Origin of the sequence: Arthrobacter sp. QXT-31 (assembly GCF_001969265.1) — a bacterium.
In the GTDB taxonomy this organism is placed as follows: domain Bacteria; phylum Actinomycetota; class Actinomycetes; order Actinomycetales; family Micrococcaceae; genus Arthrobacter.
Window position 1 is genome coordinate 2483176 of the sequence record NZ_CP019304.1, and the last position, 25191, is coordinate 2508366.

22 protein-coding genes and 1 pseudogene are annotated in these 25191 nt (G+C 64.7%); 5 read left to right on the forward strand and 18 right to left on the reverse strand.

Going from position 1 to position 25191, the window contains the following annotated elements; genetic code table 11:
* Positions 1–162: 162 nt before the first annotated feature.
* The 11 genes from BWQ92_RS11245 to BWQ92_RS11295 all read right to left on the reverse strand — a co-directional run bounded on the left by BWQ92_RS11245 (position 163) and on the right by BWQ92_RS11295 (position 15740).
* Positions 163–1542, reverse strand: a complete 1380-nt coding sequence (locus BWQ92_RS11245; protein ID WP_076799591.1) for an FAD-binding oxidoreductase — start codon at positions 1540–1542, stop codon at positions 163–165.
* Between the two features lie 406 nt (positions 1543–1948).
* Complete coding sequence (locus BWQ92_RS11250) at positions 1949–3466, reverse strand: amino acid permease (protein ID WP_076799592.1); 1518 nt, start codon at positions 3464–3466, stop codon at positions 1949–1951.
* Positions 3467–3560: 94 nt separating this feature from the next.
* On the reverse strand, positions 3561–4994 hold the full coding sequence (locus BWQ92_RS11255) for an aspartate ammonia-lyase (protein ID WP_076799594.1): 1434 nt from the start codon (positions 4992–4994) through the stop codon (positions 3561–3563).
* 8 nt (positions 4995–5002) lie between these two features.
* Complete coding sequence (locus tag BWQ92_RS11260) at positions 5003–6088, reverse strand: asparaginase (RefSeq protein WP_076799595.1); 1086 nt, start codon at positions 6086–6088, stop codon at positions 5003–5005.
* A gap of 33 nt (positions 6089–6121) precedes the next feature.
* Positions 6122–6838, reverse strand: coding sequence for a FadR/GntR family transcriptional regulator (locus BWQ92_RS11265; protein WP_076803665.1), 717 nt, complete (start codon positions 6836–6838; stop codon positions 6122–6124).
* Between the two features lie 85 nt (positions 6839–6923).
* Positions 6924–10322, reverse strand: coding sequence for a DEAD/DEAH box helicase family protein (locus tag BWQ92_RS11270; protein ID WP_083706286.1), 3399 nt, complete (start codon positions 10320–10322; stop codon positions 6924–6926).
* Positions 10323–10568: 246 nt separating this feature from the next.
* Complete coding sequence (locus BWQ92_RS11275) at positions 10569–11645, reverse strand: helix-turn-helix domain-containing protein (RefSeq protein ID WP_076799597.1); 1077 nt, start codon at positions 11643–11645, stop codon at positions 10569–10571.
* A gap of 14 nt (positions 11646–11659) precedes the next feature.
* Positions 11660–11965, reverse strand: coding sequence for a type II toxin-antitoxin system RelE/ParE family toxin (locus tag BWQ92_RS23530; RefSeq protein ID WP_076799599.1), 306 nt, complete (start codon positions 11963–11965; stop codon positions 11660–11662).
* A gap of 150 nt (positions 11966–12115) precedes the next feature.
* A complete protein-coding gene (locus tag BWQ92_RS11285) occupies positions 12116–13051 on the reverse strand; it encodes a restriction endonuclease (protein WP_076799601.1) in 936 nt (311 codons plus the stop codon).
* Positions 13051–14247, reverse strand: a complete 1197-nt coding sequence (locus BWQ92_RS11290; RefSeq protein ID WP_076799603.1) for a restriction endonuclease subunit S — start codon at positions 14245–14247, stop codon at positions 13051–13053. The genes BWQ92_RS11285 and BWQ92_RS11290 overlap by 1 nt, the downstream gene beginning before the upstream one ends.
* Entirely contained in the window at positions 14244–15740 is a 1497-nt protein-coding gene (locus BWQ92_RS11295; protein ID WP_076803667.1) for a type I restriction-modification system subunit M, read from the reverse strand. The genes BWQ92_RS11290 and BWQ92_RS11295 overlap by 4 nt, the downstream gene beginning before the upstream one ends.
* A 178-nt stretch (positions 15741–15918) precedes the next feature.
* On the opposite strand from BWQ92_RS11295, the gene BWQ92_RS11300 reads away from it, so the two are divergent.
* Together BWQ92_RS11300 and BWQ92_RS11305 are read left to right on the forward strand one after the other, a co-directional pair.
* Entirely contained in the window at positions 15919–16248 is a 330-nt protein-coding gene (locus tag BWQ92_RS11300; RefSeq protein ID WP_083706287.1) for a type II toxin-antitoxin system Y4mF family antitoxin, read from the forward strand.
* Positions 16245–17513: a type II toxin-antitoxin system HipA family toxin gene (locus BWQ92_RS11305; protein WP_076799604.1), complete on the forward strand. Its 1269-nt coding sequence runs from the start codon at positions 16245–16247 to the stop codon at positions 17511–17513. Before BWQ92_RS11300 ends, BWQ92_RS11305 begins: the two co-directional genes overlap by 4 nt.
* A gap of 23 nt (positions 17514–17536) precedes the next feature.
* Here BWQ92_RS11305 and BWQ92_RS24310 read toward each other — a convergent pair.
* The 3 genes and pseudogenes from BWQ92_RS24310 to BWQ92_RS11320 form a co-directional block, all read right to left on the reverse strand.
* Positions 17537–18478, reverse strand: a pseudogene (locus BWQ92_RS24310) (hypothetical protein); the annotation flags it as partial.
* A 26-nt stretch (positions 18479–18504) separates the two neighbouring features.
* Positions 18505–19122, reverse strand: coding sequence for a uracil-DNA glycosylase (locus tag BWQ92_RS11315; RefSeq protein ID WP_076799605.1), 618 nt, complete (start codon positions 19120–19122; stop codon positions 18505–18507).
* A 122-nt stretch (positions 19123–19244) separates the two neighbouring features.
* Positions 19245–19568, reverse strand: a complete 324-nt coding sequence (locus BWQ92_RS11320; RefSeq protein WP_076799607.1) for a hypothetical protein — start codon at positions 19566–19568, stop codon at positions 19245–19247.
* A gap of 251 nt (positions 19569–19819) precedes the next feature.
* Between BWQ92_RS11320 and BWQ92_RS11325 the strand changes: the two genes are divergently transcribed.
* The 3 genes from BWQ92_RS11325 to BWQ92_RS11335 are packed head-to-tail and all read left to right on the forward strand — an operon-like array spanning position 19820 to position 22622.
* Positions 19820–20251, forward strand: coding sequence for a hypothetical protein (locus BWQ92_RS11325; RefSeq protein WP_076799608.1), 432 nt, complete (start codon positions 19820–19822; stop codon positions 20249–20251).
* The gene (locus tag BWQ92_RS11330; RefSeq protein WP_076799610.1) at positions 20248–21975 is read left to right on the forward strand and encodes a DUF4389 domain-containing protein; all 1728 of its coding nucleotides are present in this window, start codon (positions 20248–20250) and stop codon (positions 21973–21975) included. Before BWQ92_RS11325 ends, BWQ92_RS11330 begins: the two co-directional genes overlap by 4 nt.
* Complete coding sequence (locus BWQ92_RS11335; RefSeq protein WP_076799612.1) at positions 21972–22622, forward strand: dihydrofolate reductase family protein; 651 nt, start codon at positions 21972–21974, stop codon at positions 22620–22622. Before BWQ92_RS11330 ends, BWQ92_RS11335 begins: the two co-directional genes overlap by 4 nt.
* 24 nt (positions 22623–22646) lie before the next feature.
* Here the strand turns inward: BWQ92_RS11335 and BWQ92_RS11340 are convergent, their stop codons facing one another.
* From BWQ92_RS11340 to BWQ92_RS11355, 4 genes are all read right to left on the reverse strand, one after another.
* Positions 22647–23030, reverse strand: coding sequence for an RNA-binding S4 domain-containing protein (locus tag BWQ92_RS11340; protein WP_076799613.1), 384 nt, complete (start codon positions 23028–23030; stop codon positions 22647–22649).
* Between the two features lie 34 nt (positions 23031–23064).
* A complete protein-coding gene (locus BWQ92_RS11345) occupies positions 23065–23259 on the reverse strand; it encodes a DUF2795 domain-containing protein (RefSeq protein WP_076799614.1) in 195 nt (64 codons plus the stop codon).
* Between the two features lies 1 nt (position 23260).
* Positions 23261–24151 carry a glycosyltransferase family 2 protein gene (locus BWQ92_RS11350; RefSeq protein WP_076803668.1) on the reverse strand — a complete coding sequence of 297 codons (891 nt, stop codon included), beginning with the start codon at positions 24149–24151 and terminating at the stop codon, positions 23261–23263.
* A 264-nt stretch (positions 24152–24415) separates the two neighbouring features.
* The gene (locus BWQ92_RS11355) at positions 24416–25069 is read right to left on the reverse strand and encodes a GntR family transcriptional regulator (protein WP_076799615.1); all 654 of its coding nucleotides are present in this window, start codon (positions 25067–25069) and stop codon (positions 24416–24418) included.
* Between the last annotated feature and the right edge of the window lie 122 nt (positions 25070–25191).

Sequence of the window (25191 nt, forward strand, 5' to 3'; positions counted from 1 at the left end):
GGTAGGCCGATTGGGATCAGATGTAGCCCGCTGAACTTGAGTTCCCGGCATTTCTGCGCCGCTTTCCCGGTGGGGCTGGCTGCCGGGCCGGGCCGCGGCGTCGGCGTCCTCAGGGAGAGGAAAGCGGTGCAGAAGAGGCCGGTTATGCGGGCTGTCACAGGGTCAGCCGGCTGCTGGTTTGATGTTTTGGTTGACGTGGAACAGGTTGCCGGGGTCGTATTTGGCCTTCACCTGGGCCAGCCGGGCGTAGTTTCCCGCATAGTTGTCCTCGATGTGGGGCTGGTCGTCGGCATCGAGAAAGTTCACGTAGCCCGCGCCGGCACCATGGGCGTGGAGTTCACTGTGGTAGTCCCGCACCCACTTCGTATTCGCTTCGTTGTCGGCGGGGTCCTCCCACATGCCGGCGATGGCCACTGCGAAGTTGACGTCCCTGTACGGGAAAGCCGTCTCATCCCGGCCAACCCGCTGGACGGCCCCATTAATCGGGTAGTAGTGGTTGGCCGTCTGGACGCTTGGAATGGCCCTTGCGAACTTCTCGGCAACGCGGATGGCGTCATCATTGAGCTGCGGCAGGAACTCTGCTTTCCAGTAGGCCTGCAGGCCCTTGGGAAGCATCGGGTCGAAAAGTGTGTTGAGGACCGTGTAGGGAAGCGGTCCCACGAAAGAGCCGGCAACGGGCGCTATCTCGAGGAACTTCTGCCAGTGGCGCTCGCCCTCGTCATGGGGGCCGGTCCAGCCGCCCACCAGGACCACCACGGGCTTTCCGTGATACTCCTCCGGCAAGAACGGGACGGGTGGCCCCTGGTGGAAGCCCAGGAACACGCCCATGTCCTCAGGTGCCGTGGCGATGTACTCCCGGTAAAACCGGGCCACAGTGTCCGCATGCTCCAGCAGGTAGATGATCACGCCGCCGTAGAGAAGATCTACGGGATGCAGGTTGAACTCAAGCGAAGTCACGACGCCGAAGTTGCCGGTCCCGCCGCGAAGCGCCCAGAAGAGGTCCTCATTTTCCCTTGCGCTGGCGACCACGAAGTTCCCGTCGGCTGTCACAACGTCAGCCGACCTGAGGTTGTCGCACGACAGGCCGTACTTCCGGGCAAGGTACCCGATCCCTCCGCCCAGGGTAAGCCCTGCAACGCCGGTCGATCCGATGATGCCGCCCGTGGTGGCCATGCCGAAGGCGCTTGTTGCATGGTTGAAGTCCGCCCATGTCGTTCCGGCTTCGGCCCGTGCCGTGGACGTGGCAGGGTCCACGCGCACTCCTCGGCAGCCGGCAAAGTCGAGGACGAGGCCGCCGTCGCAGGTCCCAAACCCGGGCGCACTGTGGCCGCCGCCGCGCAGTGCCAGGTCCAAGCCTTGGTCACGCGCGAAATTCACGCCGGCAATGACGTCCGCTACTTGCGACACGCGTAGGATCGCCGCAGGGCGTTTGTCGATCGTTCCGTTGTAGACAGCCCTGGCGTCGTCGTAGTCTGCCTGGTCAGTCGTGATGACTTGGCCCCGCACTTTCTCCTGCAGGGTTTGGAAGGAGCTGCTGTCCATGGGGTACTCCGATTCATCCGGGGCGCTGGTCCCGGGACCTGGTACGCAGCCGGGGTGCGGCGGCGCACGGTTGCTGTGATTGCAGCCGGTGTGGGCGGGCATCATGCAGGGGTAACGGCCAGGACGGTGGCCGTCCACACCGGCAGAGACCGGATGCACCTTGGCAGGCGGCAACGTCGCGCGGTCTGCCGTGGCGTGATTCGGATACGGGGCTGATGCCCGCATCGACGGGTGATGGGCGGGCGGCCCAAAGGGTTACAGCATGGCCAGTAAGGTACTCCTGCCCCAAACAGCGGTCAACATCCGAAACCAAACGGCTTAAGCGCGAACGGACACTTGTGGCCCTTCGGGTTGGGGCCACAAGTGTCCGTTCGCGCTATGTTGCTGGGAGGTGCTGCCTCGCGGGTTAGATCCGGTCCGCGCCGCCCGGGCCCGGCCGGTTGGCGACCACGGGGGACATGCCGGTGAAACCTTCACGGGCCTCGGCGATCTCGTGGATCCGCTTGCGGCAGGCGTACCAGCCGGCCACCATGAGCGCGATGGCGATGAGCGTGACCACGAGGGTCAGCGGCGAGTCGATGAAGACCATGACCAGCACGCCGACCAGGAACAGCAGGGACAGGTAGCCGGTGTAGGGCGCACCGAACATCCGGAAGGAAGGGCGCTTGAGCCAGCCCTTGTCCGCCCAGCGCTTGAGCTGGAGCTGGCACAGGACGATGGTGGCCCAGGTGACAATGATGCCTACGGAGGCGATGTTCAGGACGATCTCGAAGGCCTGGGACGGGACGAGGTAGTTCAGCGGAACGCCCAGCAGGGAGACGCCGGCGGTGATGGCGATGCCGCCGTAGGGGACGCCGGCCTTGTTCATGCGCTGGGCGAACTTCGGGGCGGAGCCGGCCACGGACATGGAACGCAGGATCCGGCCGGTGGAGTAAAGGCCGGCGTTGAGCGAGGACAGGGCCGCGGTGAGGACCACGAGGTTCATGATGACGTCCACGCCCTGGATGCCGATGGAGCCGAAGAACGTCACGAAGGGGCTGACACCCTTTTCGTAGGACGTGTAGGGCAGGAGCAGGGCCAGCAGGATGACGGAGCCGACGTAGAACACGGCGATCCGGAAGACCACGGAGTTGATGGCCTTGGGCATGATCTTTTCCGGGTTTTCGGTTTCGCCGGCGGCGGTGCCGACGAGTTCAATGGACGCGTAGGCGAACAGGACGCCCTGCATCAGGATGATCATGGGCAGCAGGCCGTTGGGGAAGATGCCGCCGTTGTCGGTGATGAGGCTGAAGCCCACCTCCTGGCCGGCCACCGGGGTACCGAAGATGACGAAGTAGGTGCCAACGATCAGGAACGCGACCAGTGCGGCGACCTTGATCAGGGCGAACCAGAATTCAAGCTCGCCGAAGACCTTGACCGAGACAAGGTTCAGTGCAAGCACCACGACGAGCGCGATCAGCGCCCAGGCCCACTGCGGCACCGCGCCGATCCAGGGGACGTAGTTGCCGAAGAAGTTCATGTACAGCGCTGCGGCGGTGATGTCCACGATGGTGGTGGTGGCCCAGTTGATCCAGTAGAACCAGCCGGAGACGAAGGCCGCCTTCTCGCCGAAGAACTCGCGGGCGTAGGAGACGAACGAGCCCGACGACGGGCGGTGCAGCACCAGTTCACCGAGGGCACGGAGGATGAGGAAGGCGAAGAAACCGCAGACGGCGTACGCGATGACCAGGGACGGTCCGGCGGCGTTGAGCCGGCCGCCGGCGCCGAGGAACAGCCCTGTTCCGATCGCACCGCCGATGGCGATCATCTGGATCTGCCGCGGCTTCAGGCTTTTGTGGTAGCCCTTGTCTTCGGCATGGAGAAGGGTCTCAGTGGCATGCGCCTGGGCCGGGACCGTATGGTCCGTGATGGGTTGGTTACTCATGGGGGTCCTTTGATTTCCTGTTGGGGGAGGAAGACTGGGCCCACAACCGCCGGGTTCCCTGACCGAGCTTGCGAGGTTAGGGGGCGGGTGGGGACTACTTGCTGAGGTTGGCAAGGCGTTCGGGGCTCAGGAGCTCCTGCAGCTGGGTTTCGGTGAGCAGGCCGTGTTCCAGGACCAGCTCGGCCACGCCGCGGCCGGTGGCCAGGGCTTCCTGCGCGATGGCGGTGGCGGTGGCGTAGCCCAGGTGCGGGTTGAGCGCGGTCACCAGGCCGATCGACTGTTCCACGGTGAGGCGGAGCCGTTCGGTGTTGGCGGTGATGCCGGTGACGCAGCGGGCCGTAAGCGTGCGGCAGGCCGCCTCGAGGTGCGAGATGCTCTTGTGCAGGCTGTGCACGATGACCGGTTCGAAGGCGTTGAGCTGGAGCTGGCCCGCCTCGGCGGCCATGGTGATGGTGACGTCGTTGCCGATGACCTCGTAGGCCACCTGGCTGACCACTTCCGGGATCACCGGGTTGATCTTGCCGGGCATGATGGAGGAGCCGGACTGGACGGCGGGCAGGTTGATCTCGCCGAGGCCGGCGCGCGGTCCGGAGGACAGCAGGCGGAGGTCGTTGCAGATCTTGGACAGCTTGACGGCCACGCGCTTGAGCACGCCGGAGAGGTGGACGAACGCGCCCACGTCCTGGGTGGCCTCGATGAGGTCGACGGCGGTGACCAGCGGCAGCCCGGTGATCTCGGCAAGGTGGCGGCAGGCGGCCTCCGCATAGCCGGCAGGGGCATTGAGCCCGGTGCCGATCGCGGTGGCGCCGAGGTTGATCTCGTGGATGAGCAGGTCCGCTTCTGCCAGCCGCTGCCGGTCCTCGCCGATGGTGACGGCGTAGGTGCCGAATTCCTGGCCCAGGGTCATGGGAACGGCATCCTGGAGCTGGGTGCGGCCCATTTTCACCACGGTCCGGAACTCCATGGCCTTTTCCGCGAACGCCTCCTCGAGTTCCGCCAGCGCTGAGAGCAGCTCGCGGGCGGCGAAGATCGTGCCGAGTTTCACCGCTGTGGGGTAGACGTCGTTGGTGGACTGGCTGAGGTTCACGTGGTCGTTGGGGTGCAGCCGCGCGTAGTCGCCCTTGGGGTGGCCCAGGATTTCCAGGGCGCGGTTGGCGATGACCTCGTTGGCGTTCATGTTCGACGACGTTCCGGCCCCGCCCTGGATCACGTCCACGACGAACTGCTCGCTGAGTTCGCCGTTCATCACATCGGTGCAGGCCTGTTCGATGGCGGCGGCGCGTTCGGCGTCCAGCAGCCCGAGTTCCAGGTTGGTCCGGGCGGCCGCGAGCTTCACGGCGGCAAGGCCGCGGACCAGGTGCATGTTAGTGGAGAGCGGCTGGCCCGTGATGGGGAAGTTTTCCACCGCGCGGAGGGTGTGCACGCCCCAGTAGGCGCTGGCGGGAATGTCGCGGTCACCGAGCAGGTCGTGCTCGGAACGCGTGCCGGACAGGGGTGGGGCATCCGGCAGGGTCTGGGTTTCGGTCATGTGAGTCCTTAAAGAACGTCGTCGGTCGGGGACAGGAAGGGAAAATCTGCGGCCTGCAGCAGGCCCACGGGGCGGCCACCGCCCAGGACCGCTCCGGTGGCGATGCCCGCAAGGGCGGAGGTGTCGACGTCGAGCGCCTCCAGCGCGCGGACGGTGACGGGCATCCGGGCCCGGTCACCGCCGTCGGAAATCTTGACGGCGACGGCGCGGCCGTCCGGCAGGCCCACCAGCTGGATGCCTTCGAAGCCGTCCTTGGCCAGCGCGCCGGGCAGGAGGCGCATCAGCTCCGTGACGTCGCGGCCCTCGCCGGCCACCATCTCCGGGTGGCGGCGCATGGAATGCGCGACGGCGGCTTCCGGGCTTTCGGCGGCGGCTGCACCGCCGTCGAACATTCCGTCCGGCAGGTCGGCGGAGGCGAGGCGGCCGAAGGCGCGGGCCATGCCCGCAAGAGTCAGGGCGAACAGGGGGGTGCCGCAGCCGTCGGTGCTGATGCCGGCAGGCTCCTCGCCGGTGAGTTCCGTGACGGTTTCGGCGACGAGCTGTTGCAGCGGGTGGGACGGGTCGAGGTAGCCCTGCACCGGCCAGCCGTTGATGACGCAGGTGGCGGCCATGGCGGCGTGTTTGCCGGAGCAGTTCTGTGCCAGCTGGGTGGGCCGTCCGCCGCCGCGCAGCCACTCCTCGCGTTCGCGGACGCCGTAGGGGAGGTCGGTGCTGTTTTCGAGGGCCGCGGGGGTGAGCCCGTGGAGTTCCAGGATGCGGCTGGCGCCGTCGAGGTGCCGGGCCGCACCGGAGTGGCTGGCCGCGGTGAGGGCCAGCAGGTCGGCGGGCAGGTCCAGTCCGGCGCGGACCATGGCTACGGACTGCAGCGGCTTGAGGGAGGACCGGGGGTAGAACGGGGCACGGGGTTCGCCGGCGGAGAGCAGGGCGCGGCCGCCGGGCGCGGTGGCGACCAGGGAGCCGTAGTGCACGCTTTCGACCATGCCGTTCCGGGTCTGGAAGGCGAGGGGCTCGTGCTTCGGAAGACGTGCAGCGGAGGCTGCGGCATTTGCAGGCGCGGCCGATTGAGGGCTTGCGGGCATGGCGGGGGAGGGCATGGAGTCCTTGGGTGGTGGGTTTGCTGCTGGCGTTTACTGGTTGAGGATGGAGTCGAGCGCTTCGCCGACGGCGCGCAGGTGCCCGGCCATCGCGGCGCTTGCGTCTGCCGCGGACCCTGCTTCGATGGCGTCGAGGATGAGTCGGTGCTCGACGTCGGAGGCGTGCTGGCGGTCGGCCACCATGTTAAGCGTTTCGGACTGGTGTGCGAGGGCGTCGCGGATGTCCGCCACCACGCTCTCGAACACCTTGTTGCCGCTGGCGCGGGCGATGGCTGCGTGGAAGGCTGAATCGAGCGCGACCCACGCTTCGGGATCTGTCTCCGCGGCCATGGACGCCATCATGCCGCGAAGGACTTCCAGGTCCTCGGCGGTGCGGCGCTCCGCGGCGAGGCCTGCTGCGGGAACTTCGATATGCGGACGTGCCTCGGTGAGGTCCCGGGCCGAAAACTGGCCCAGGATGAGGTCGTTGGCCACATGGTCGGCCACCACGAACGTTCCCCGCCCTGTCTTGGTCACCGTCAGGCCCAGGGCGGTGCAGGAGCGCAGCGCCTCGCGGATCACGGAGCGGCTCACCCCATATTGCGAGGCCAGGGCGGCTTCCGAACTGAGCTTGGCGCCGACGGCCAGCTCGCCGCTTTGGATATCGCCGCGGATGGCGTTGAAGACAGCTTCGGCCGCGCTGAGGCGGGCCAGCGGAAAGGTGATGGATCCGGGTTGCTGTCCGGCTGTCCGGCTGTCTGACAGGTTCACGGTTAAGAATATGGCACGGGTCACAGCCGGGTGTCAAACGCCTGCTGTTCGAGAAGCAGGGGGCCAGCAGTCCAGGTAGATGGGCTCAGCCCACCCGCGCATGCCCCTCTATGGTCCGCAGGACCCCGAAGAGCTTGACGACGCCCTCCTCGCCGAAAAGAACATCGGGTCCTGCCGGAGCCAGTTCGTTGTAGGGGGAATCGAACAGCGCCGCAGGCGGAACGGTTCCGTTTTCCACGAGATGGTTGGTCAGAACCTGCAGGAAATCAAGCTGTTGGGCTGTCAGGGTGGTACCGGCCACGAATTCCCCCAGCGCTTCCTCCACGGCTTCCCGGTCCAGTCCCACAAGGGACCGGACAAAAACGCCAAGTCCGTCGCCGGCGGCGCGTTCCAGGTCTTCCGCCGAGCCGAGGCCGCTTTCCAGGAGGATCTTTTCCAGTTCCTCGAGGTCCAGGTCGGTCAGCTGCTTGTTCCGCCGCAGGCGCTGGATGGTTGCGTGATCCTGGTACTTGCCGAGATACAGCTTGGCCTTCTCCCGGTACCGGGCAAGGTCGACATAGCCGTTTGAGGCTCCCACGAGCTCCACCTCCTCCAGCTCGCCCAGCGCGTCCTCGAAGGCCGTGTACACCACGGTCCGCTTCCGTTTTTCAATGAGGTGGACCAGTTCACGCAGGCGCGTTCGGATGCCTTCCAGCCACTCCGGAGCAACGGATTCCCATTCGCCATCGTCGAGGACTGTCTCGATCAGGGGCAGCTCCGCGGCGATGGCCGGAACGTTGGGCTGGTCATGCAGCGCCGCGGCCACCGCCTGGATCTTTGTGCGGAAGGGATCGAGGGGCTTGCCAGTCAGCGAGGCAAGCTCGGCCTGAAGCACAAGGTAGTCGAACCGCTTCGCTTCCTCGGTGTCAGGCAGTGCACCGATGGAAGCCAAGCGCGCCATCTCAGTTTCCAGTGCATCGAAGTCGGCCTCAGCCAGCGACGTCCAGGTCGCTTCATCCGAGAAGTGGTCCACCCACCGGCGGGCTGGCTTAACCAGGAAATTGTCGTGCGGCAGCCGCTCGACGGTGTGCCGCAATGAATCACGGACGCCGGCGGCGTAGTCGACTGATGAAGCCGAGTCCGGGTCGGTTGTCTGGCGCAGGATCTGGGCGCGGGTGGCAAACGTGCTCTCAGCAAGGGACTTCCCCAGCGAGCCCTCATTGCCGGGCATGCCAGCGTTGAAGTATTCGGCGTTCCGGCAGAGGTCGAAGATGAAGAAGTCGGTCTTGTCCTCGCCGGGCCCGAAGAGATCAGGGCAGAGTCGCGTTCCGCGACCCACCATCTGCCAGAACTTTGTCTTCGACCGGACCATCTTGAAAAAGACCAGGTTTACGGCTTCCGGAACATCCACGCCTGTATCCAGCATGTCCACTGAAATGGCGATGTGTGGATCCTTGTCCCGGCGGGAGAAGTCGTCGATGAGGGTCTGGGCATAGTTCACCTGGTAGGTGATTACCCTGGCGAAGTGGCCTTTGAAGTGCGGATAGTTGTGGTCGAAGCGCCGCGCGATGAAGTCGGCGTGCTGGTTGTTCTTTGCGAAGATGATGCTCTTGCCCAGGCGGTCACCGCCGGCAACTTTGTGCCCGCGGGTGATCAGGACTTCGAGCGCCTTGTCCACGGTGTCGGTATTGAAGAGCCAGGAATTTACGACGGCGGCGTCCACCTCTTCGGGAATCTCGCCGTCCTCATTCCATTCGAGCTCGTCCCACTGCTCTTTTTCGTGGTCAGGCAGGTCGTCGTACCTGATGCCTTCATACGGGAACTTCAGCGGCACGGGAACGACGCGGGGCGGCACGAGGTAGCCGGCTTCGATGGCTTCATTGAGTTCGTAGGCGAAGGTGGGAACGTTGTCCTCGATGTCAAAGAGGCTGTAGGTGTTCCTGTCGACTTCGGATTGCGGCGTGGCCGTGAGGCCGACGAGAAGCGAGTCGAAGTACCGGAAAATCGCCCGGTACTTCTGGTAGACGGAGCGGTGTGCTTCGTCCACCACGATCAGGTCGTAGTGACCGATCCCGAACCGGCGTTTGCCCAGCGCTCCCTCGGTCTTGTTGATGAGGTTCATCATGGTCGGATAGGTGGCCACGTGGATCCGGCTGTCTGCCTCTTCGCCTGAGCTGAGGATCACCGGCCCCGAGCCCGGCAGGTGCGTTTTGAATGCGTTCGCGGCCTGCTTCACCAGGGCGATGCGGTCCGCGAGGAAGAGGATGCGCTTGGCCCAGTTGGCTTCCTGGAGGATCTTGGCGAGGGCCACCACGGTCCGGGTTTTGCCCGTGCCTGTCGCCATCACTACCAGGGCCTTGCGTTCGTGCTGGTTCTCGAACGCCTGGGTGACGGCGCGGATGGCGTTGTGCTGGTAGGGGCGTTCCACGATCGCGTTGTCGATCTGCTGCTGCGCGAGGGGTTTGCGGATGCTCCGGCGGTCGACCAGCAGCTGCAGCTGGTCGCGGGTGTGAAAGCCCTGGACCTGGCGTTCGACGTACATCGTGTCGTCCCAGATCCAGGTTTCGTAGCCTGAGGTGTAGTAGATGACGGGCCGGCGGCCGTAGCGGCGTTCCAGGCAGTCGGCGTAGAGCTTCGCCTGCTGCTTGCCGACGTGGGGGTCTTTCGTGGTCCGTTTGGCTTCGACGACGGCGAGCGGCAGCCCGTCCGCTCCCCACAGGACGTAGTCCACGGCACCCGTGCCGGTGAGGGAGCCGGATGCCGTGGGCATGGTGTCCACCTTGAACTCGCGGTCCTCAGGATTGGCCAGCGGCCAGCCGGCTTCATGGAGGTCGAGGTCGATCAGGTGGCGGCGGGTCAGCGCCTCGTCATAGTCGTGGCGGTCCGGTACCGCCTGGTTCTGCTTCTTGGCCTCGGCGACGGCCTCCTGCAGCTCTTTGAGCTGCTGCTCCAGATCCGCATTCTGCCTGGCAGCCTTAGCCAGGGCCTCGTCCTTGCCTTTGAGCTCGGCCTCCAGCTTCTGGAGCTGTTCCGGGGACTGCTGGCTGACTGGTGCTTTAGGCGAGGGGGCTAGGTGGCCGGCGTCGAACGCCAAGGACGGCGGCAGTTGGCTGCCGTCCTTGGCATAGTTCCGGGCGAGCCAGTAGCAGACATGGTGGAGTTCCCGCAGCACGATTTCAGCACCCTGAACCGTAGGGTTGACTGTGTTGTGGACCGCGTTGTTGCCGGCCTTGCGGATGATGGTGAGCTTGCTACCGATGGCCCCGCCCACAAGATTCTTGAAGGCAGGCTCGCTGGTCAGCGCATTGAGGTCGTCCTTGTAGGGGTGTGTGAGCTGGGGCTCCACCTTGTACAGCCACTCGACGATTCGCTCAATGGTGTAGCGGCCGTAGAACACGGATGCCCGCGGATCGATCCGGGCGAACTGCTCGGCCTTGCGGGCGTGCTGGGCGATGCCCGGCCACTCCGGCACCAAGAAGCTGAAGTTGCTGTTGACTGCCCCCACGCAGTTATCTCCGATCCCCGCCGCGATTTGATTGGGACTAGTCAATCATGGCTAGCCGACACTCCGGCATGAAAGGGTTTGTTTGGTAGCCTTTCGTGTCTTTTGACGAGCTTGGTTCTGTTTCTGTACTTGCAGAAACAGATCGGCCTATAGTGCGTGTGCACCCCCAGATGCTTCGGCTACTGGTTAGAAGGCTCCGAGTCATCGGGGCCTTCGGAATTTAAGGACCATTTGGCGGGCCGGTGATCACCCAACTGCGGACACAACATCCCGAAAAAGGTGATGGCCTTGCTGGTATTTCCAATGTCCGTCGAATTGAAGCCGGCCAACTACCAGGCCCGGGGCTATACCTAGTTCCCTTGCGAAATTGACGGCATCCGACGGAGTCCTGAGAGAACCAAGGCGTGCGGCGTCTCGTTGGGAAATGATGGAGTTCCGGGCATAAGTATCGGCGGCAATTTCCCTGGGATCGTCTTTGGACTCGGCTGGGCCTTGAAGGAGGAGGTCGTCGTGCCGGTCATTCAGGACGTGGTGAATCTCATGCATCAGACTGAACCAATACTGGGAGTCGTTGCGGCCCCGGAGTGACAGTTGGATGCGTGGGCGACCTCCTACCCAGCTGGTGGCTCCGTGTGCCCGGCACCCCGGCACCTCGGGAACGTACAGAAGCTCGACGCCTGCTCGGGTAAGTTTCTCGCCCACCTGTCGCCGGTATTCGATGGGGTCCAAACTACTTAGCTTTGGCAATTCGGCGGCGATGCTTCTCAGCTTGCCGGCATCGTATTGTGGAAAGTCCTGGCTCCGGCGATGAGATTCGATCTCTCCAACACGCAACCAAGTTGCTACCGCTGGCCAGCTCACATCGTGCGAAAGCTGCTGTCTGAATGCCGCAGCGGGTGCAGCGAACCTGGACTCGAGCGCTTTCCAACTGCCGACTTCAAAAAATGCCAACACTTCCCATACCAACCGACCCGGTTCGCGCAAGGTGCCCTTGATGAAGCCCTGCTTGCGCAGAAACGAGGTGACGGTCGGAGGCAGTTCCTTGGCATGTGCGGCAAGTTGCTCTTCGAATGCAAGCCGTGCGAGGTCCGCCCGAAACACTGCTTCCGCATTGAGCCAGAACTTTATGGAATATCCGGTGACCAGTGAAAGCTTGGCGGCAACCTCTGGGGAGAGGGTAGCAGCCCCGCTGAGTAGCTCACTGATGTGCTTGCGACTCAAACCGGCTGCGTCGGCGAGTTCCTGTTGCGTCTTATTGTTATCGTCCAGCCACTCGCGGAGGAAACTGCCAGGGGGGACGGCGTAGTCGGTTTTGGCGGCCATGGGTTCCTCTCTTCCTAGTGGTAGTCATCGATATCTTCGACGGTGACTGCTGTGACTTCTGCTGCGTCACCCCCAGGGCCCGGCGTGACGAGCATTCTAAAGTTGCCTGAAATTTCACCGGCCCACATCGGGGCCAGATTGCCCGTCAGAGGATGCCAGTGGCCTGGACCATGACGGAGTTCTTCAAGAGTTTCTGCGATCTCAAGTTCCTTGAGGCGCATTTTGATTTTTGGCACCCACTGCATCTGGTACTTCTTCTTCAACTCACGATCGGAAGTCAGCACTTTTTCGAGCTTGCTACTTGAGAAACTAACGTCCATGTACTGTAACCGATCTGGTTACATGATACAGAGCCTGACTGACAAAGTCAGTGGGAACGCTATGTCGATCACCACTCATCCACAATCCCCCCCCGTGCAGTAAATCACTTGCCCGCCCTCAGAATGTTCCGCTCCGGGCGACCAACGCTCTTACTCGAAGAAGTCCTCGTCCAGTTCCACCACGTCGTAGCTTTGCTTCACCTGGACCCCCACGCGGTACTTGATCATGAGGCTAACGAGCCGCGTGCCGTCGATGAGGATGGTGCGGGTGGGGATGTTAGCCGCGTAGTCCTTGGCGCCCTGCGAGAATTTGCTTGTCGTGATGAACACACCCTTGGACGCCGAGACGCCGTGCAGGGCGCCCACGAAAGCCTGGATGGCTTCCCTGCCCACAGTGTTGTCAGCACTGTAGCGCTTGGCCTGGATGTACACACGGTCGAGGCCGAGGGCGTCCTGGTCGATGACGCCGTCCACACCGCCGTCGCCGGAGCCGCCGATACGCCGGCCCCGCTGTTCCGCTCCTCCGTAGCCCATGGTCAGCAGCAGTTTTACGACGGCGTCCTCAAAGAAGTCCGGGTGGCCTTCCCGAAGTCGCTTCAGCAGCGCCGCGCCCACTTCTTCCTGGATGCGGTTGATGCCATATTCGATCTGCTCCACCGGCTCGAGTTCTTCGACATGCTCAGGCCCAGCCGCCGCCGGTTGCAGGCTTTCCGCGTTCTGGGCCTTGGGCCAGTACTGCGCGAAAATCTCGTGCGCCTGGCTGTAGTTGATGCCGTCAGGATTCTCTTGGAGCCACTGTCTTCCTGCATCGGTGATGACGTAGTGGCCTTTGATGGGTCGGTCGATCCAGTTCGCCCTCGTGAGGTGGCTGAGGACCCATCCCATCCGCTGCTCGTAGCGAAGTCCGCCGGAATTGAGCGTCTCCTCCCTGGCCGTCTCGGTAAGTCCGGCTTCATCAGCTGCCTTGCGGAACAGATCTTTGCGGTGGAGCGTTTCGCCGGCGGCCAGCGCCTTCAGGACGGGGACGATCAACGCCGGCCAGATCGGAACTTCCGTAGCGGGTGCCTCGGGCTGGGTTTGGGACATCACAATTCTCCGTTGAAGGCGCGGTGCTGAAGTGAAGCGAAAAGGGCGTCGAGCTGTGCGAGGTGCTGGCGGTGCTTTTCCTTTAGACGTTCGACGGCGGCGACTCGGGTTGCGAAGGATTGCTGCAGTTCGAGCGAGGGCACGGGAATCTGCACGGTCATTAGTTTGGCCTTGGAGATGTTGGACATCGAGGAAGCGGAGCCGCCCGCGAGCCCTTGAATCGTGGACCGTTGTCGAGGGTGAGCAAGCACAGCCTGGAGATACTCGGGGATAAGCATCCGCTGATCTTCGATTTGAAGCCTGAAGATAAGATCCGGGAGAAGCAACTTAGGGCGGGTGGAACGTACAAGTGCGACTGCAGCGACTAGTGCGGGAGTATTTTTCCGACTGAACAGTACGTCGCCCGGGCGCACTTCATGCCGCCGGTCAGGCTCACCTGTTACGAGCGCCTTGTGCTCGGTGTCGTCAAACTCCTGCTTGGTGACGGCACTCAGCTTCAGAACCCCCCATTCATTCGGGAGCGCCGGTCGGTCGTCACACACGGGGCTCTGGCCACTTTCGATAGCCCCCAAGAGCTCACTTAAAGGTGTCTTGTTGTTGGCGCTGGTCGGATCGCCAAACAAGGAGTGGAAGATGGACTGGGTGAGGGTGTCGAGGTGGGCGAGTGCCTGGCGGCGCTTGGCACGTAACTCGTCGGCCTTGTCCAGGATCGCCGCGATCCGCCGTTGCTCGTCGAGGGGCGGAAGAGGAACGCTGAGACCGGCGGTACGCTTCAGATCAAGGTTGGAAATGTTCGTTGTCTGGTTTCCAAAGCTTCGAATCCTCGTCTGCACCATGTCAGATGTGAACCAGCGGTAGAGATACCGCGCCTCAATGACACGTGAATGGGGGCGCAGGACAGAGACGAAGCCGCCGAAGGTTGAGGGACGCTCCAGCTCCGGGATCCAACAAGCTTTCCCGACGAGATTCCAGCTATTGGCACTTGAAACTAGAAGATCGCCCGTGCGCAGGAACTGATCATCGCGCTTGACCATCGAGGTGGGTAGTGACCATACGTCTCGCCGGTCCAGTTCTTCTTGGACGTTTTTCGTCCGCATACAGTCGACATTCGTCCCAGAGGCTTCCTCGATATCCGCTGGCTTGAAGGTGACACCGCGGATAAACGAAGCAACATCCCCCAGTTTGGCGCTCTTCACTTCAGCAGCTCCCGCAGCTCAGCCATACCCTGTGAGATCTCGGCTTCGAGCTGGTCCAGCGCAGCCAAGATTTCTTCGGGCGCAGCATGCTCCACGTCCTCATGCTCGATTTCCCGGTACCGGTTCAGCGACAGGTCGTAGTCATTGTCCGCGATCTCGGACAGCGGCACGCAGAATGACTGTTCCGTCCGCGCGCGGGTGAGTTCCGCCGTCGTACGTTCCTTCCAGCGGGAGAGTACCTCGGGGAGGTCGGAGGAGCCGAGCGGCGTGCGCTTATCGTCGAGGGAGAAGCCGTCGGAGCGGACATCGTAGAACCAGACGTTGTCCGTGCCGCCGGAATTAGTCTTGGTGAAGAACAGGATGGCCGTGGACACACCGGCGTAGGGCTTGAACACGCCGGAGGGGAGCTTCACCACGGCGTCGAGCTTGTGGCCCTCCACGAGCGTCTTCCGCAGTTCCTTGTGCGCCTTCGTGGACCCGAACAGGACACCGTCGGGAACGATCACCGCCGCGCGGCCGCCCGGCTTGAGCAGGCGGATGAAAAGCGCCAGGAACAGCAGCTCGGTCTTCTTCGTCTTGACCAGGGTCAGCAGGTCCTTGGCCACGTTGTCGTAATCCAGGCTGCCGGCAAACGGGGGATTCGCGAGGATGACGTCGTACTTCTCCTCCTCGGTGCTGTGCAGGTCCGCGAGGGAATCCCGGTAAGAGATGTCCGGGTTTTCGACGCCATGCAGCAGCATGTTCATGGAACCGATGCGCAGCATGGTGTTGTCGAAGTCGAAGCCGTGGAACTGCTGGTTGTGGAAGAACTTGCTGCTCTCCGCGTTGGTCAGCAGGTTTTCGTGGTTCTTCCTGAGGTATTCACCGGCCTGGACGAGGAAGCCGCAGGTACCGGACGCCGGATCGCAGATGGCCTCGTTGGGCTTCGGCGCAGTCATCGCGACCATCATGTCGATGATGTGGCGCGGCGTGCGGAACTGACCGTTGGTGCCGGCCGAGGCAAGCTTCGAAAGCATGTACTCGTAGAGGTCACCCTTGGTGTCGCGGCCATCCATGTTGATGCCGTCGATGATGTCCACAACCTGCTGCAGGACGCCAGGATTCGGGATCTTGAACTGCGCATCCCGCATGTGGTGGCTGTACGTGGACTCCTCGCCATTGCTCAACTTGGGGAGTTCGTTGCGCAGGAACGGGAAGATCGCCTCCGAGAACACCGTGAACATCTCATCCCGGCCGAAGCCCTTAAAGCGGCTCCAGCGCAGGTCCGCATAGGGCCGGCCTTTCGGGTCGCTCCCGGAGGGGAAGACTGGGTTTTCGATGGGCTGTCCCAGCAGGTTGGCCTTCTTCTCGGCCAGGGTCTGCCGTTCATCGAGCCGCTTCAGGAACAGCAGGTACGTGATCTGTTCGATGACCTCAAGCGGGTTAGAGATGCCGCCGCTCCAGAACGTGTTCCATACTTTGTCGACTTGGGACTTAATTTCACCGGTGATCACCCATGAGAGTTTAGTGGGCAGGACTGACAGCCAAGAACGAGCGATGGCGGTGTAAGGGGTCATCACCGGCCGGTACGTTCGTTCCGATCCGGCTCTTGTGCAGCGCCTGAGATCGCGAGTACCTTGGAGCTAAGCAGCAAAACCGGCACGATCGTTCCTAGTTTCGGAGGGGGGAGCCGTGGCCAGTCCCTTTCCCGCCCAGCTCGCAGCGGCCGTGCGCACCCGCCGTGCCGACCTCCGGCTGAGCCAGCAGGACCTGGCCGACATGGCCGGAGTCTCCGAACGCTTCGTCCGCTTCGTAGAGCAGGGCAAGCCGAGCCTCCGCCTGGACACGCTGCTGGCGCTGCTGGATACGCTCGGGCTTGAGCTGCAGCTCGCCACCCGGACCAGTGCGGCAGCCCGCGCGCTGGTGGCACAGGCACTGGTGACCCGGCCGCCGTCGGCCTTTCCGCCGTCGTCCGCCCCGCCGGAAGGTGAAGACCCCGGCGAACGGGAGGACCGGCCGTGAGGCACCGCATCGCGGACATCTACAAGCGGGGTGTGCTGGCTGCTCGGCTGGAACGGCACGACGGCGGCACGAAGTTCAGTTATCTTCCTCCCTATCTGCAGAGCGGCCGCCCCGCCGTGGCGAGCTCGCTTCCGCTGTCACAGGAGCCCGTGCTCTCCGGAGCAGGGGCTGCCCCGCCGTACTTCACTGGCCTGCTGCCGGAGGGCCGGCGGCTGAACGCCTTGCGCCGGTCCATCAAGACCAGCGCCGATGACGACCTCTCGCTGCTCATCGCCGCAGGCGGAAACCCGGTGGGCGACGTCCAGATCGTGGGCCACGGGGAGCCGCTGGACCCGGAGGAGCACGCTGTCGAGGTGGACCCGCGCAGGCCTGTGGATTTCGATGAGCTGCTGGGGGACTCGGGCCTGATCGATCCTGTGGCGCTCGCCGGCGTGCAGGACAAGCTCTCCGCCGGAATGATTTCGATGCCCGTTGCCAGCGCCGGGCGCCGGTTCATCCTCAAGCTCAATGCCCCGGAATTCCCGCACGTGGTGGAGAACGAGTTCATCATGTTCCGCTACGCCGCGAAGCTGAGGATTCCGCTGAGCCGGGTGCAGCTGATGCGCGATGTCGCCGGCCGGCCCGGCCTGCTGGTGGAACGCTTCGACCGCGTGCCGCTGGGGAGCGGCGGCACCAACGATGATGACGCAGTGCAGCGCCTCGCCGTCGAGGACGGCGCCCAGGTGCTGAAGCTGTACCCGGCGGACAAGTACAACGTGGGCTTTGGCACGGTGTGCCACGCGCTCGCCGAATACTGCGCGGCGCCGCTGCCGGCGCTGCGGAACCTCGCCATCCAGGCCGCCTTCGCCCTGCTGAGCGGCAACGGTGACCTGCACGCGAAGAACGTGTCCATAGTGCAGCAGCCGCACGGCGAATGGTCCATCGCGCCCGTCTACGACATCCCCTCCACAGTGGTTTACGGGGACAAGACGCTCGCGCTGACCCTCGGGGGAAAGCGCAGCGGCATCTCCCGCAAGCACTTCCTGGCCTGGGCCACCGGGCTGGGGCTGCCTGAACGCACCGCCGCACAGGCCGTGGATCTGGCCCTGAAGGCCGCTGGCCCGCTGCTCGCGGACCTCGAAGCCGGGACGGCCTTTGCCTCTACCGCTGCCGTTTCAGCGGGCTCCCTTTCAACGGGCGACGGCGGCGCCTCGCCTTTTCCGGACATGGTCACCAGAGCGTGGGTCAAGGAGCTCAAGCACCGGCGGAGGCTGCTGGAGGGATAAGACCCGGAAATCCAGGGTTCCACACCGCCGTCGTACCATCGGAGCACCCGCAGTGCCCGAAGCGTATTCCATCGGCTCGGGCGTCCGTCGCCATCCTCCATGGCGAAGTGGATGCGGCCGGGGTGGGTGTTCTCGAGCAGCCAGGTGCCATCCGGGCGCCGTTTTGAGCGGAGCAGCCCGACGGCCTCGTCAAGGCGGCCGTCCGGAGGTCCGCATGAGTCCTGCAAGTACGCGTCCCGGAAGTAGTCAAGAGCGCGCAGCGCGTCATAGAACCAGCGGGTCGGATAGGAAAACCGGAGCCAGTCCGGATCCACGAGTTCCCCAGTGCTCTTGCGCCGGAGCAGCGCACGTTGCAGCAGGTACTCCTCGCCGCGCTTGCGGGCGGCAATGGATTCCGGAGTGCCGCCGGTGCCCCGCTCATGTTCCAGGAGCCCCTCCAGCACGTTGATGGTGGTTGCAAATGACGAGCGCACGGACCCCCGCTCCGCCTCGCAGTTCCAGCCGCCGTCAGTGAGTTGCTCGCCGAGGAGCCGCTGGACGATGCCGTCGACGTTCTCGCCGAAGTACGCCCCGAGGGCCACTGCCTTGCCATTGATGCAGGGCTCCACCTCGCCCTCAAAGAAGGGTTGGCCGCCCTCCTCCCAGCGGCTGTTCTCCCGAACTTTCCGGACAGCGGCGCGGGCTTCCCCGCTGCCAGGGTCGAGTCCGAGGTCGCGCAGAAGGAGCAGACTGTAGGTCGTGGCGGTCCACGGTTGGCCGGCCTCGGACCCGTCATACGGAACCGGGAAGAACGTGCCGCCGTCCCACTGGCCGTCCTCGCCCTGCAGGGCGAGCAGGCGGGCACCCCAACCTTCCACCGCCACACGGGAACGTTCGGCGCGCACCTCTTCCGCGGGTGCATCCGTCAGGTCGCGCAGGACCTGCCACCGGATCGAAGGGTCGGAATCGAGCAGCCAGTCGAGCACGCTTTTCACCGGGCAGGGGCCGGCAGCTAAAGGTGCTGGATGCCCGCGCGCTGCATGGCGTCCTTGTAGACCTCCACGCTCTTGTTCAGGAGCTCCTCCTGCTTGGCCTCGGAAACGGCAAAGGCCCGCCCGCCGAGCGCGCTGGCCTTATAGATTTTGATGCCGTTGTTCTTGAGTGAGGAATGGTAGGTCTTCTCGAAGAGCGTCAGGAAGGTGGCGGCGTCAGTCCCGTGGGCAATGATGGCCGAGACCCGCCTGTTGATCTTCATGAACTGCCGGAAAGGACGGAGGCCATCGGTCTTTTCCTGGACGCTGAGGGCCGAGGGCATGTCCGGTTCGCGCACCCACGGGTAGGCATTCCACGGCATCACGTACCGCGGATCCAGCTCGGCGAGCTCGTAGATCTGGGTGGCCCGGCGGGCGGCCTCGTCGTCGTTGAAATGGGACACGAAACCGGACTCGGTTCCCTTGCCCGGGCTGACCTGGAGGCTGACGATCCGGCATTCGTCCTCGTCATGGACGGGATCGATATAGGGAACGATCGATCCCGGCTTCTTCTCCATGAGTTCGTCGCACAGTTGAGTCACTGCCGCGATGTTCGGTTCCTGTAACAGGGCTTTCTTTTCGTCCCAGTCAATCGTCACGATTACTCCCTAGCTGCAGAGCTTCCAAGAATCAGGCGTCTTAGGCCACTCTACGCTTGTGCCGGAGTGGGCGCGCGGGCAATTCCGACGGCGGCAGCCAGGTTACTCGGCCGGCAGCAAGGTTAGAGGTCGAGGCTCCAGTGAACCCGGATGGCCTCTGCGACCGGGCCGGTGCTGACATCGACCTGGAGCGCAACGGGCGCCGTTCCTGTCTCTTCGATGATGGCGTCACGGTACACGCGGCCGCACGACGGGCACAGGGTATAGAGGTCCTCGTCCTCGGGCCACACGGCCAACCCGGCGGGGACAGGTGTGTCACTGCCGCCGTAAACGGGGATGCCCTCCGAGTTGGCCTGGATCAAGCCCTCATTGCCGACGGTGTTGCCGCAGACGCAGGTGATGGTGGTGACATCATGATCGATGACCTGGGCGAATTCAGTGTCCATAATGACCACTCCGGCGGTGAAGAGAACATCCGTTCTGGTTGTAGCTTATGCCTGCTGCTCCGGTACGGGCAGGGGTCCGCGGGAACGCCTCTCTTCCCAGCGCTGGCCAGAGGGTGCATTCTGTACGTGACACGGTTCCGACAACGAAGTCGGGGAGGCGTTGACCCATGAACGTTAAGATCCGGTCCCTGCGAGTGGCCGGACCGCGCCGCCTTGGGCAGCGGTGGTCCGCCGGGGGGACGTGAGCGCCGATGGACCATACGGCCCCGCATCACCGCCTCAAGATGGTGGTTCACATCGATTCCAACATGGCGCGGGCCTGCATTGAGGTCCGCGGGACCCTGACGCCGGCCAACATCCGGGCACTCTACGTGGTGGCCAAGCGCGCCAGGACGCTGCTGCCTGGCAAGGAGATCGTCCTCGACCTGACTATGGCCCGGGCGACGACGGAGACCATCACCGCGCTCCACGATCCGGTGCAGATCACCGAGCTCAGCGGTGAAGGCACGTCCGACAAGCCATGCCGGCTCAGCATCCTGGATCCCCGGCCAGGTGCCCGCGGGCTTGACCATAAGCATCCGGACCATAAGCACGGCGACCACGCCCACGACGGGCACAAACACGCCGACCACAAGCTCACGGATAAGCCCCGCCGCAAGGCACGGGACAAGGAGCCGGCATGAAACCCGGTCGCATGGTGATGCTCGTCCTGGGCACGCTCGCCGCACTCCTTGGCCTTGGCCTGCTTGCCGGTGCTTCAGGCGTTGGCTGGCTCAACTTCCAGCAGCGGGACGAAGGGTACTTCAGCACCCAGTCGCACCGCTTCGATGCGTCATCTTCCGCAATCACCACCACGGGCCTGGACGTCATGGTCACCGGCAGGCTGCCGGACGTCATTCCGGCGGATACCGCCGGCAGCATCCTGCTCCGCGGATCGGCAGCCACGCCCGGCAAGGGGATCTTCATCGGCGTCGCACCCCAGCAGGACGCGGCGCGCTATCTCGAGGGAGTCAAGCGCTCTGAAATCCGGGAACTGAATTTGCGGCCCTTCAGGGTCGACTACAACGAAGTGCCCGGGACCCGGACCCCTGCCCGCCCCGGAGCCCAAAACTTCTGGGTTGCGTCCGCCGAGGGCACCGGTACGCAGGAACTCAAATGGAACATCCTTCCCGGCAGCTGGACCCTGGTGGTCATGAATGCCGACGCCACCGCGCCGGTGTCCGCGGATCTGCAGGCCGGCGTCCGCTCAGACCTGCTCTGGCCGCTGTTCCTCTGGCTGCTCATTGCCGGGATCGTGCTGCTGGTTATCGGGGTGCCACTGATCGTTGCCGGGGCCATGGGGCTGGGGCGGCACGGGCCGCCGCCGCACGTTCCCCCGGGACAGCATCCTGCCGGACAGTATCCGCCGGGCCAATATCCCGGAACCCCGACGGCGGCACCTCCCGCCGCTGCCGGCGTCACCGGTCCGTTAGCCAGCTCAGCCGTCCCGGGCGGAGGTGAAGGCGCGCGGCAGGGAGGTGCGGGCGTTCCGCCCGGAGCCGGCGGACCTCCGGGCACGCCGCCGGCTTCCTACCCGGCGCCGGGCTATCCGGCCTCGTACCCGGCGCCTGGTTACCCGGCGCCCGGCTCTGCCGCCGGCGGCGGGGACGGCGCACCGCCGCCCGCCGTCGTCGACCGCCTCGAAAACCCGAGGTACCCTGCCCGCCTGACCGGCCACGTGGACCCGGCGCTGTCCCGGTGGATGTGGCTGGTCAAGTGGTTCCTGGCCATCCCGCACCTGATCGTTTTGTTCTTCCTCTGGTTCGCACTGATCGTCACCACGATCGTGGCGTGGTTCGCGATCCTGTTCACCGCCCGCTACCCGCACTCGCTGTTCAACTTCAACGTGGGTGTGCTGCGCTGGAGCTGGCGGGTGTCCTTTTACGCATTCACGGCGATCGGCACGGACCGTTACCCGCCCTTCACGCTGGCCCGCACCGACTACCCGGCCGACTTTGAGGTTGATTATCCCGACCATCTCTCGCGCGGCCTGGTGCTGGTCAAGTCCTGGCTGCTCGCCATCCCGCACCTCCTGATTGTGGGCGTGCTCGCGGGAACCTCACGCACCTGGGTGGCGGCGTCGGACGACGACCTCGCCGGCGGCGCGGGCAGCTACTCGGTGAGCAGCGCCGTCTCCCTGCTCACGCTCCTGGCCTTTATCGCCGGCGTCATTCTGCTGTTCACCGGGAGGTACCTGCGGAGCCTGTTCGACCTGCTGGTCGGGCTCAACCGCTGGGTCTACCGGGTCGCCGCCTACGTGGCGCTGATGCGGGACGAGTATCCTCCGTTCCGCCTGGACATGGGACCCGTCGATCCCGGCGGACCTCCCGCGGCCAGTCCACAAACCACACCAAGGGGCCCATCATGAAACTCACCGTCAACACCTTCGTGAGCCTGGATGGTGTCATGCAGGGCCCGGGCGGCAGGGACGAGGACACCAGCGGCGGCTTCGAATTCGGCGGCTGGCTGGTGCCGCTCTTCGACGAGGACCTGGGCAGGATGGTGAACGGGTGGTTCGCCGAAGCCGACGCCATCCTCCTTGGCCGCACCACCTACCAGATGTTCCAGCCGTACTGGGAGCAGGTCACGGACCCGGACGACTCAGTGGCAAAGGCGCTCAACAGCCTGCCCAAGTACCTGGTGTCCTCAACACTCACCGACGCGACCTGGAACAACACCACCATCCTCCCCGCGAACTTCCTCGAGGCCGTTGACGACCTCAAATCCGGTCCGGGACGGGAGTTGCAGGTCCATGGCAGCTACCGGCTGGTCCGCGCCCTGCACGACGCCGGGCTGGTGGACGAATATCGGCTGGTTATTTTCCCCGTGGTGCTGGGACAGGGCAAGCGGCTTTTCGAACCCGGCATCACGCCGTCGGCCTTTACCCTTGCCGGGAGCAAGGCGACGTCGTCGGGTGCTGTCCACCTGACCCTGCTGCCGGCGGCGTTCGGCGCCGCTGACCTGGAGGTGGGGGAGTTCGAGGTGCGCGAGGGCCGCGAGCAGGTCAAGGACTGACGGAAGCCGCATCCAGACGGCGGGTCAGCCCAGTCCGCGCAGGCGCTCCATTTCGCGGCGGTCCTTCTTGGTAGGCCGCCCGGTTCCGCGGTCCCGCTGCGGCAGCCCGAGCGCCGGCGCCACCGGACGGGGAGGGGTATGGTCCGTGAAACAGTGGGAGGCCGCCTCCGCCCCCACGCGCTTGGCGATGAGCCGGCGGACCTCGAGGATACGCTCATAACCGGGCTGGCGGACGCGCACGGTGTCGCCGGGCAGGAGCGACTGCGAAGCCTTGGCCGGGTTCCCGTTGATGCGGACGTGCCCGGCGCGGCATGCAGCGGTGGCGGCGGACCTGGTCTTGTACGCGCGGATGGCCCATAGCCAGGCGTCGACGCGGACGGTGCTGGGGGCGGAGGGAAGGCTGCTCATGATTGCAGCCGAGTATAGCGGGGCCGCAGCAGACCTAGCCGCCGGAGACTGCCGAACTCACGTCGGTCGGGCTGTCGTATTCCTTATCCGGAATGTTCTGGAGGGCATCCAGGACATTGCTGTCGGCGCCGGATTCCTTGGCCCGGCTGATGAGTGTTTCCTTGCTGGCGGGGTAGTCGATTCCGCCCAGGAACTTCTGGATCTGAATGGGGTTGGGGGCGTCAGCCATGTCAGTACCTTTCGGCTAGTTGTTGGGTGGTTCCGTTCTCTGCAAGCACGACGTCGAAGGCCTCCACGCGGCGGTCCGTAACCGTGGTGGGGGATTCCAGGTGCACGGCACCCGAAGGAAGGATGCCCGCGCCGCCGAATTTTTCCATCACCCGCCACTGGGCCACCACGTCCTCGCCGCAGTGCTCTGCCGGCAGCTGCGGCCAGAACCGGAAGCCGCCGGCGTCCTCGAGAGCCTGCCGCCGGAACATGGTGCAACCGCCCAGCCACGCCACCTTGTACGGAAGCCATTCCCCGGGCTCCAGTCCCAGGTCGGCGCTCACGTGGCTCAGGTTGGCCGCGCTGTGCAGGGGCCAGCGCTGGAAGCCCTCCTCGCCGGGACGGATGCGCTCGGGGGTCACGGGCCCCTGCCACGGTGAGAAGGTAATGGTCTCCTCGGGACGCCGGTCGCCCAGGTAGGAAAGACCCTGGGGGGCCATGCCCACAAAGCCGCAGCCCAAGGTATCGAGGGCATCACCCATCCGGGACAGCGCACCCGGTTCCAGCCACACGTCGTCATCGAGGAACAGCACCTTGTCCGTCCGGGCCTGCTCCAGGACGAACTGCCGGTGTTCGGCAAGGCCGCGGCGCGGGAGGTGGCGGTGCAGCTCCACGGTGGTGCCTTGGGCACGGAGGACCCGAAGCAGGGTGGCGGCCGGCGGATGCTCCCAGGCCGGCGGCCCGTCTGACTGGTCACTGACCACTACCCGGAAGGCAGGGCCGTCCTGCGCCGCGAGCCCCGCAAGCGTAACCGCAAGTTCGGCAGGCCGGTTGCAGGTGGGGATAAGGACATCCAGCGCGGCATCGCTGATGGTCTGGCTGGAGGCCCAGCTGGCAGATGTATGGCGATCCATGATCACCGCCTTTCCGAGACGATAAGTCCGTCGCGAACGATGACTCGTTGGGGCGTTGAGTACGTTCAGTCGGAGGGTCGGTTACGGTGCACTGGTTCAGATACCCAGGGCTCCTGCTGCCTAAACGGGCTGCGGGCGTGTCGGCCGAAATGGATTGCTTGAGGGTGCCGCAAAAGCAGCGAGAGGTGGGATCTCCTCGCCTTCGCCGGGCGAAAGCCTCGAGATCCCACCTCTCGGCGAGTGAGGGGAGTGTGGCCGCTAAATCTACGCGACCAGGACCGCGGCGGCGGACTCCATGTGTTCGTGGATGGTCTTGCGGGCCAGGGAGGCGTCGCCCGTCTCGATTGCGGCAACAATGTCGTTATGCCGGTCCACGCTCATGTTCCGCACGCCCTTGTCGAGTCCGGCGAACATGATGGACATCCGGATGGACCCTTCCAGGGATTCCCACGAGTGCAGCAGCGTCTCGTTGCCGGTCAGGCGGCACATGGTGCGGTGGAAATCGAGGTCCGATTCGACCCGCTCCTCCATGGTGCCGTGGGTGGCAGCCTCCATGGCCTGGATGGCTGTGCGGAGCGAGCCGATAACGTGCTGGCGGTCCGGCAATTCGCACAGGGTGCGGGCCGCCAGGGATTCCAGCGCTGCCCGGACCGAGTAGATGTCGCGGATTTCCTTGGCGGCCAGGTGGCGCACCGAGAGCCGGCCACGGGCGCCCGCGGAGACGAGGCCTTCCTGCTGAAGCTGCCGGAGGGCCTCCCGGAGCGTCCCGCGGCTGATCTGCAGCATCTCGGACAGCTCGGTTTCCACCAGGTGGCGGCCCGGCTCGAGTGCGCCGCTGGTGATGGCGGTGCGCAACGCGGCCAGCGCCTGCTCGCGGAGGCTTTTCTTTTCCAGTCCCAGAAGGGTTGCTGTGGCCATCGGATTCTCCCCAAGGTCAGAGGTCAACTGTCTACAGCTGCCGTGTTAACAATGATGCCACGGCAGGAGCGGCGGGCCAGCTACCGACCCTGCGCTCCTGCCGTGGCTGCGCTCCAGCGGAG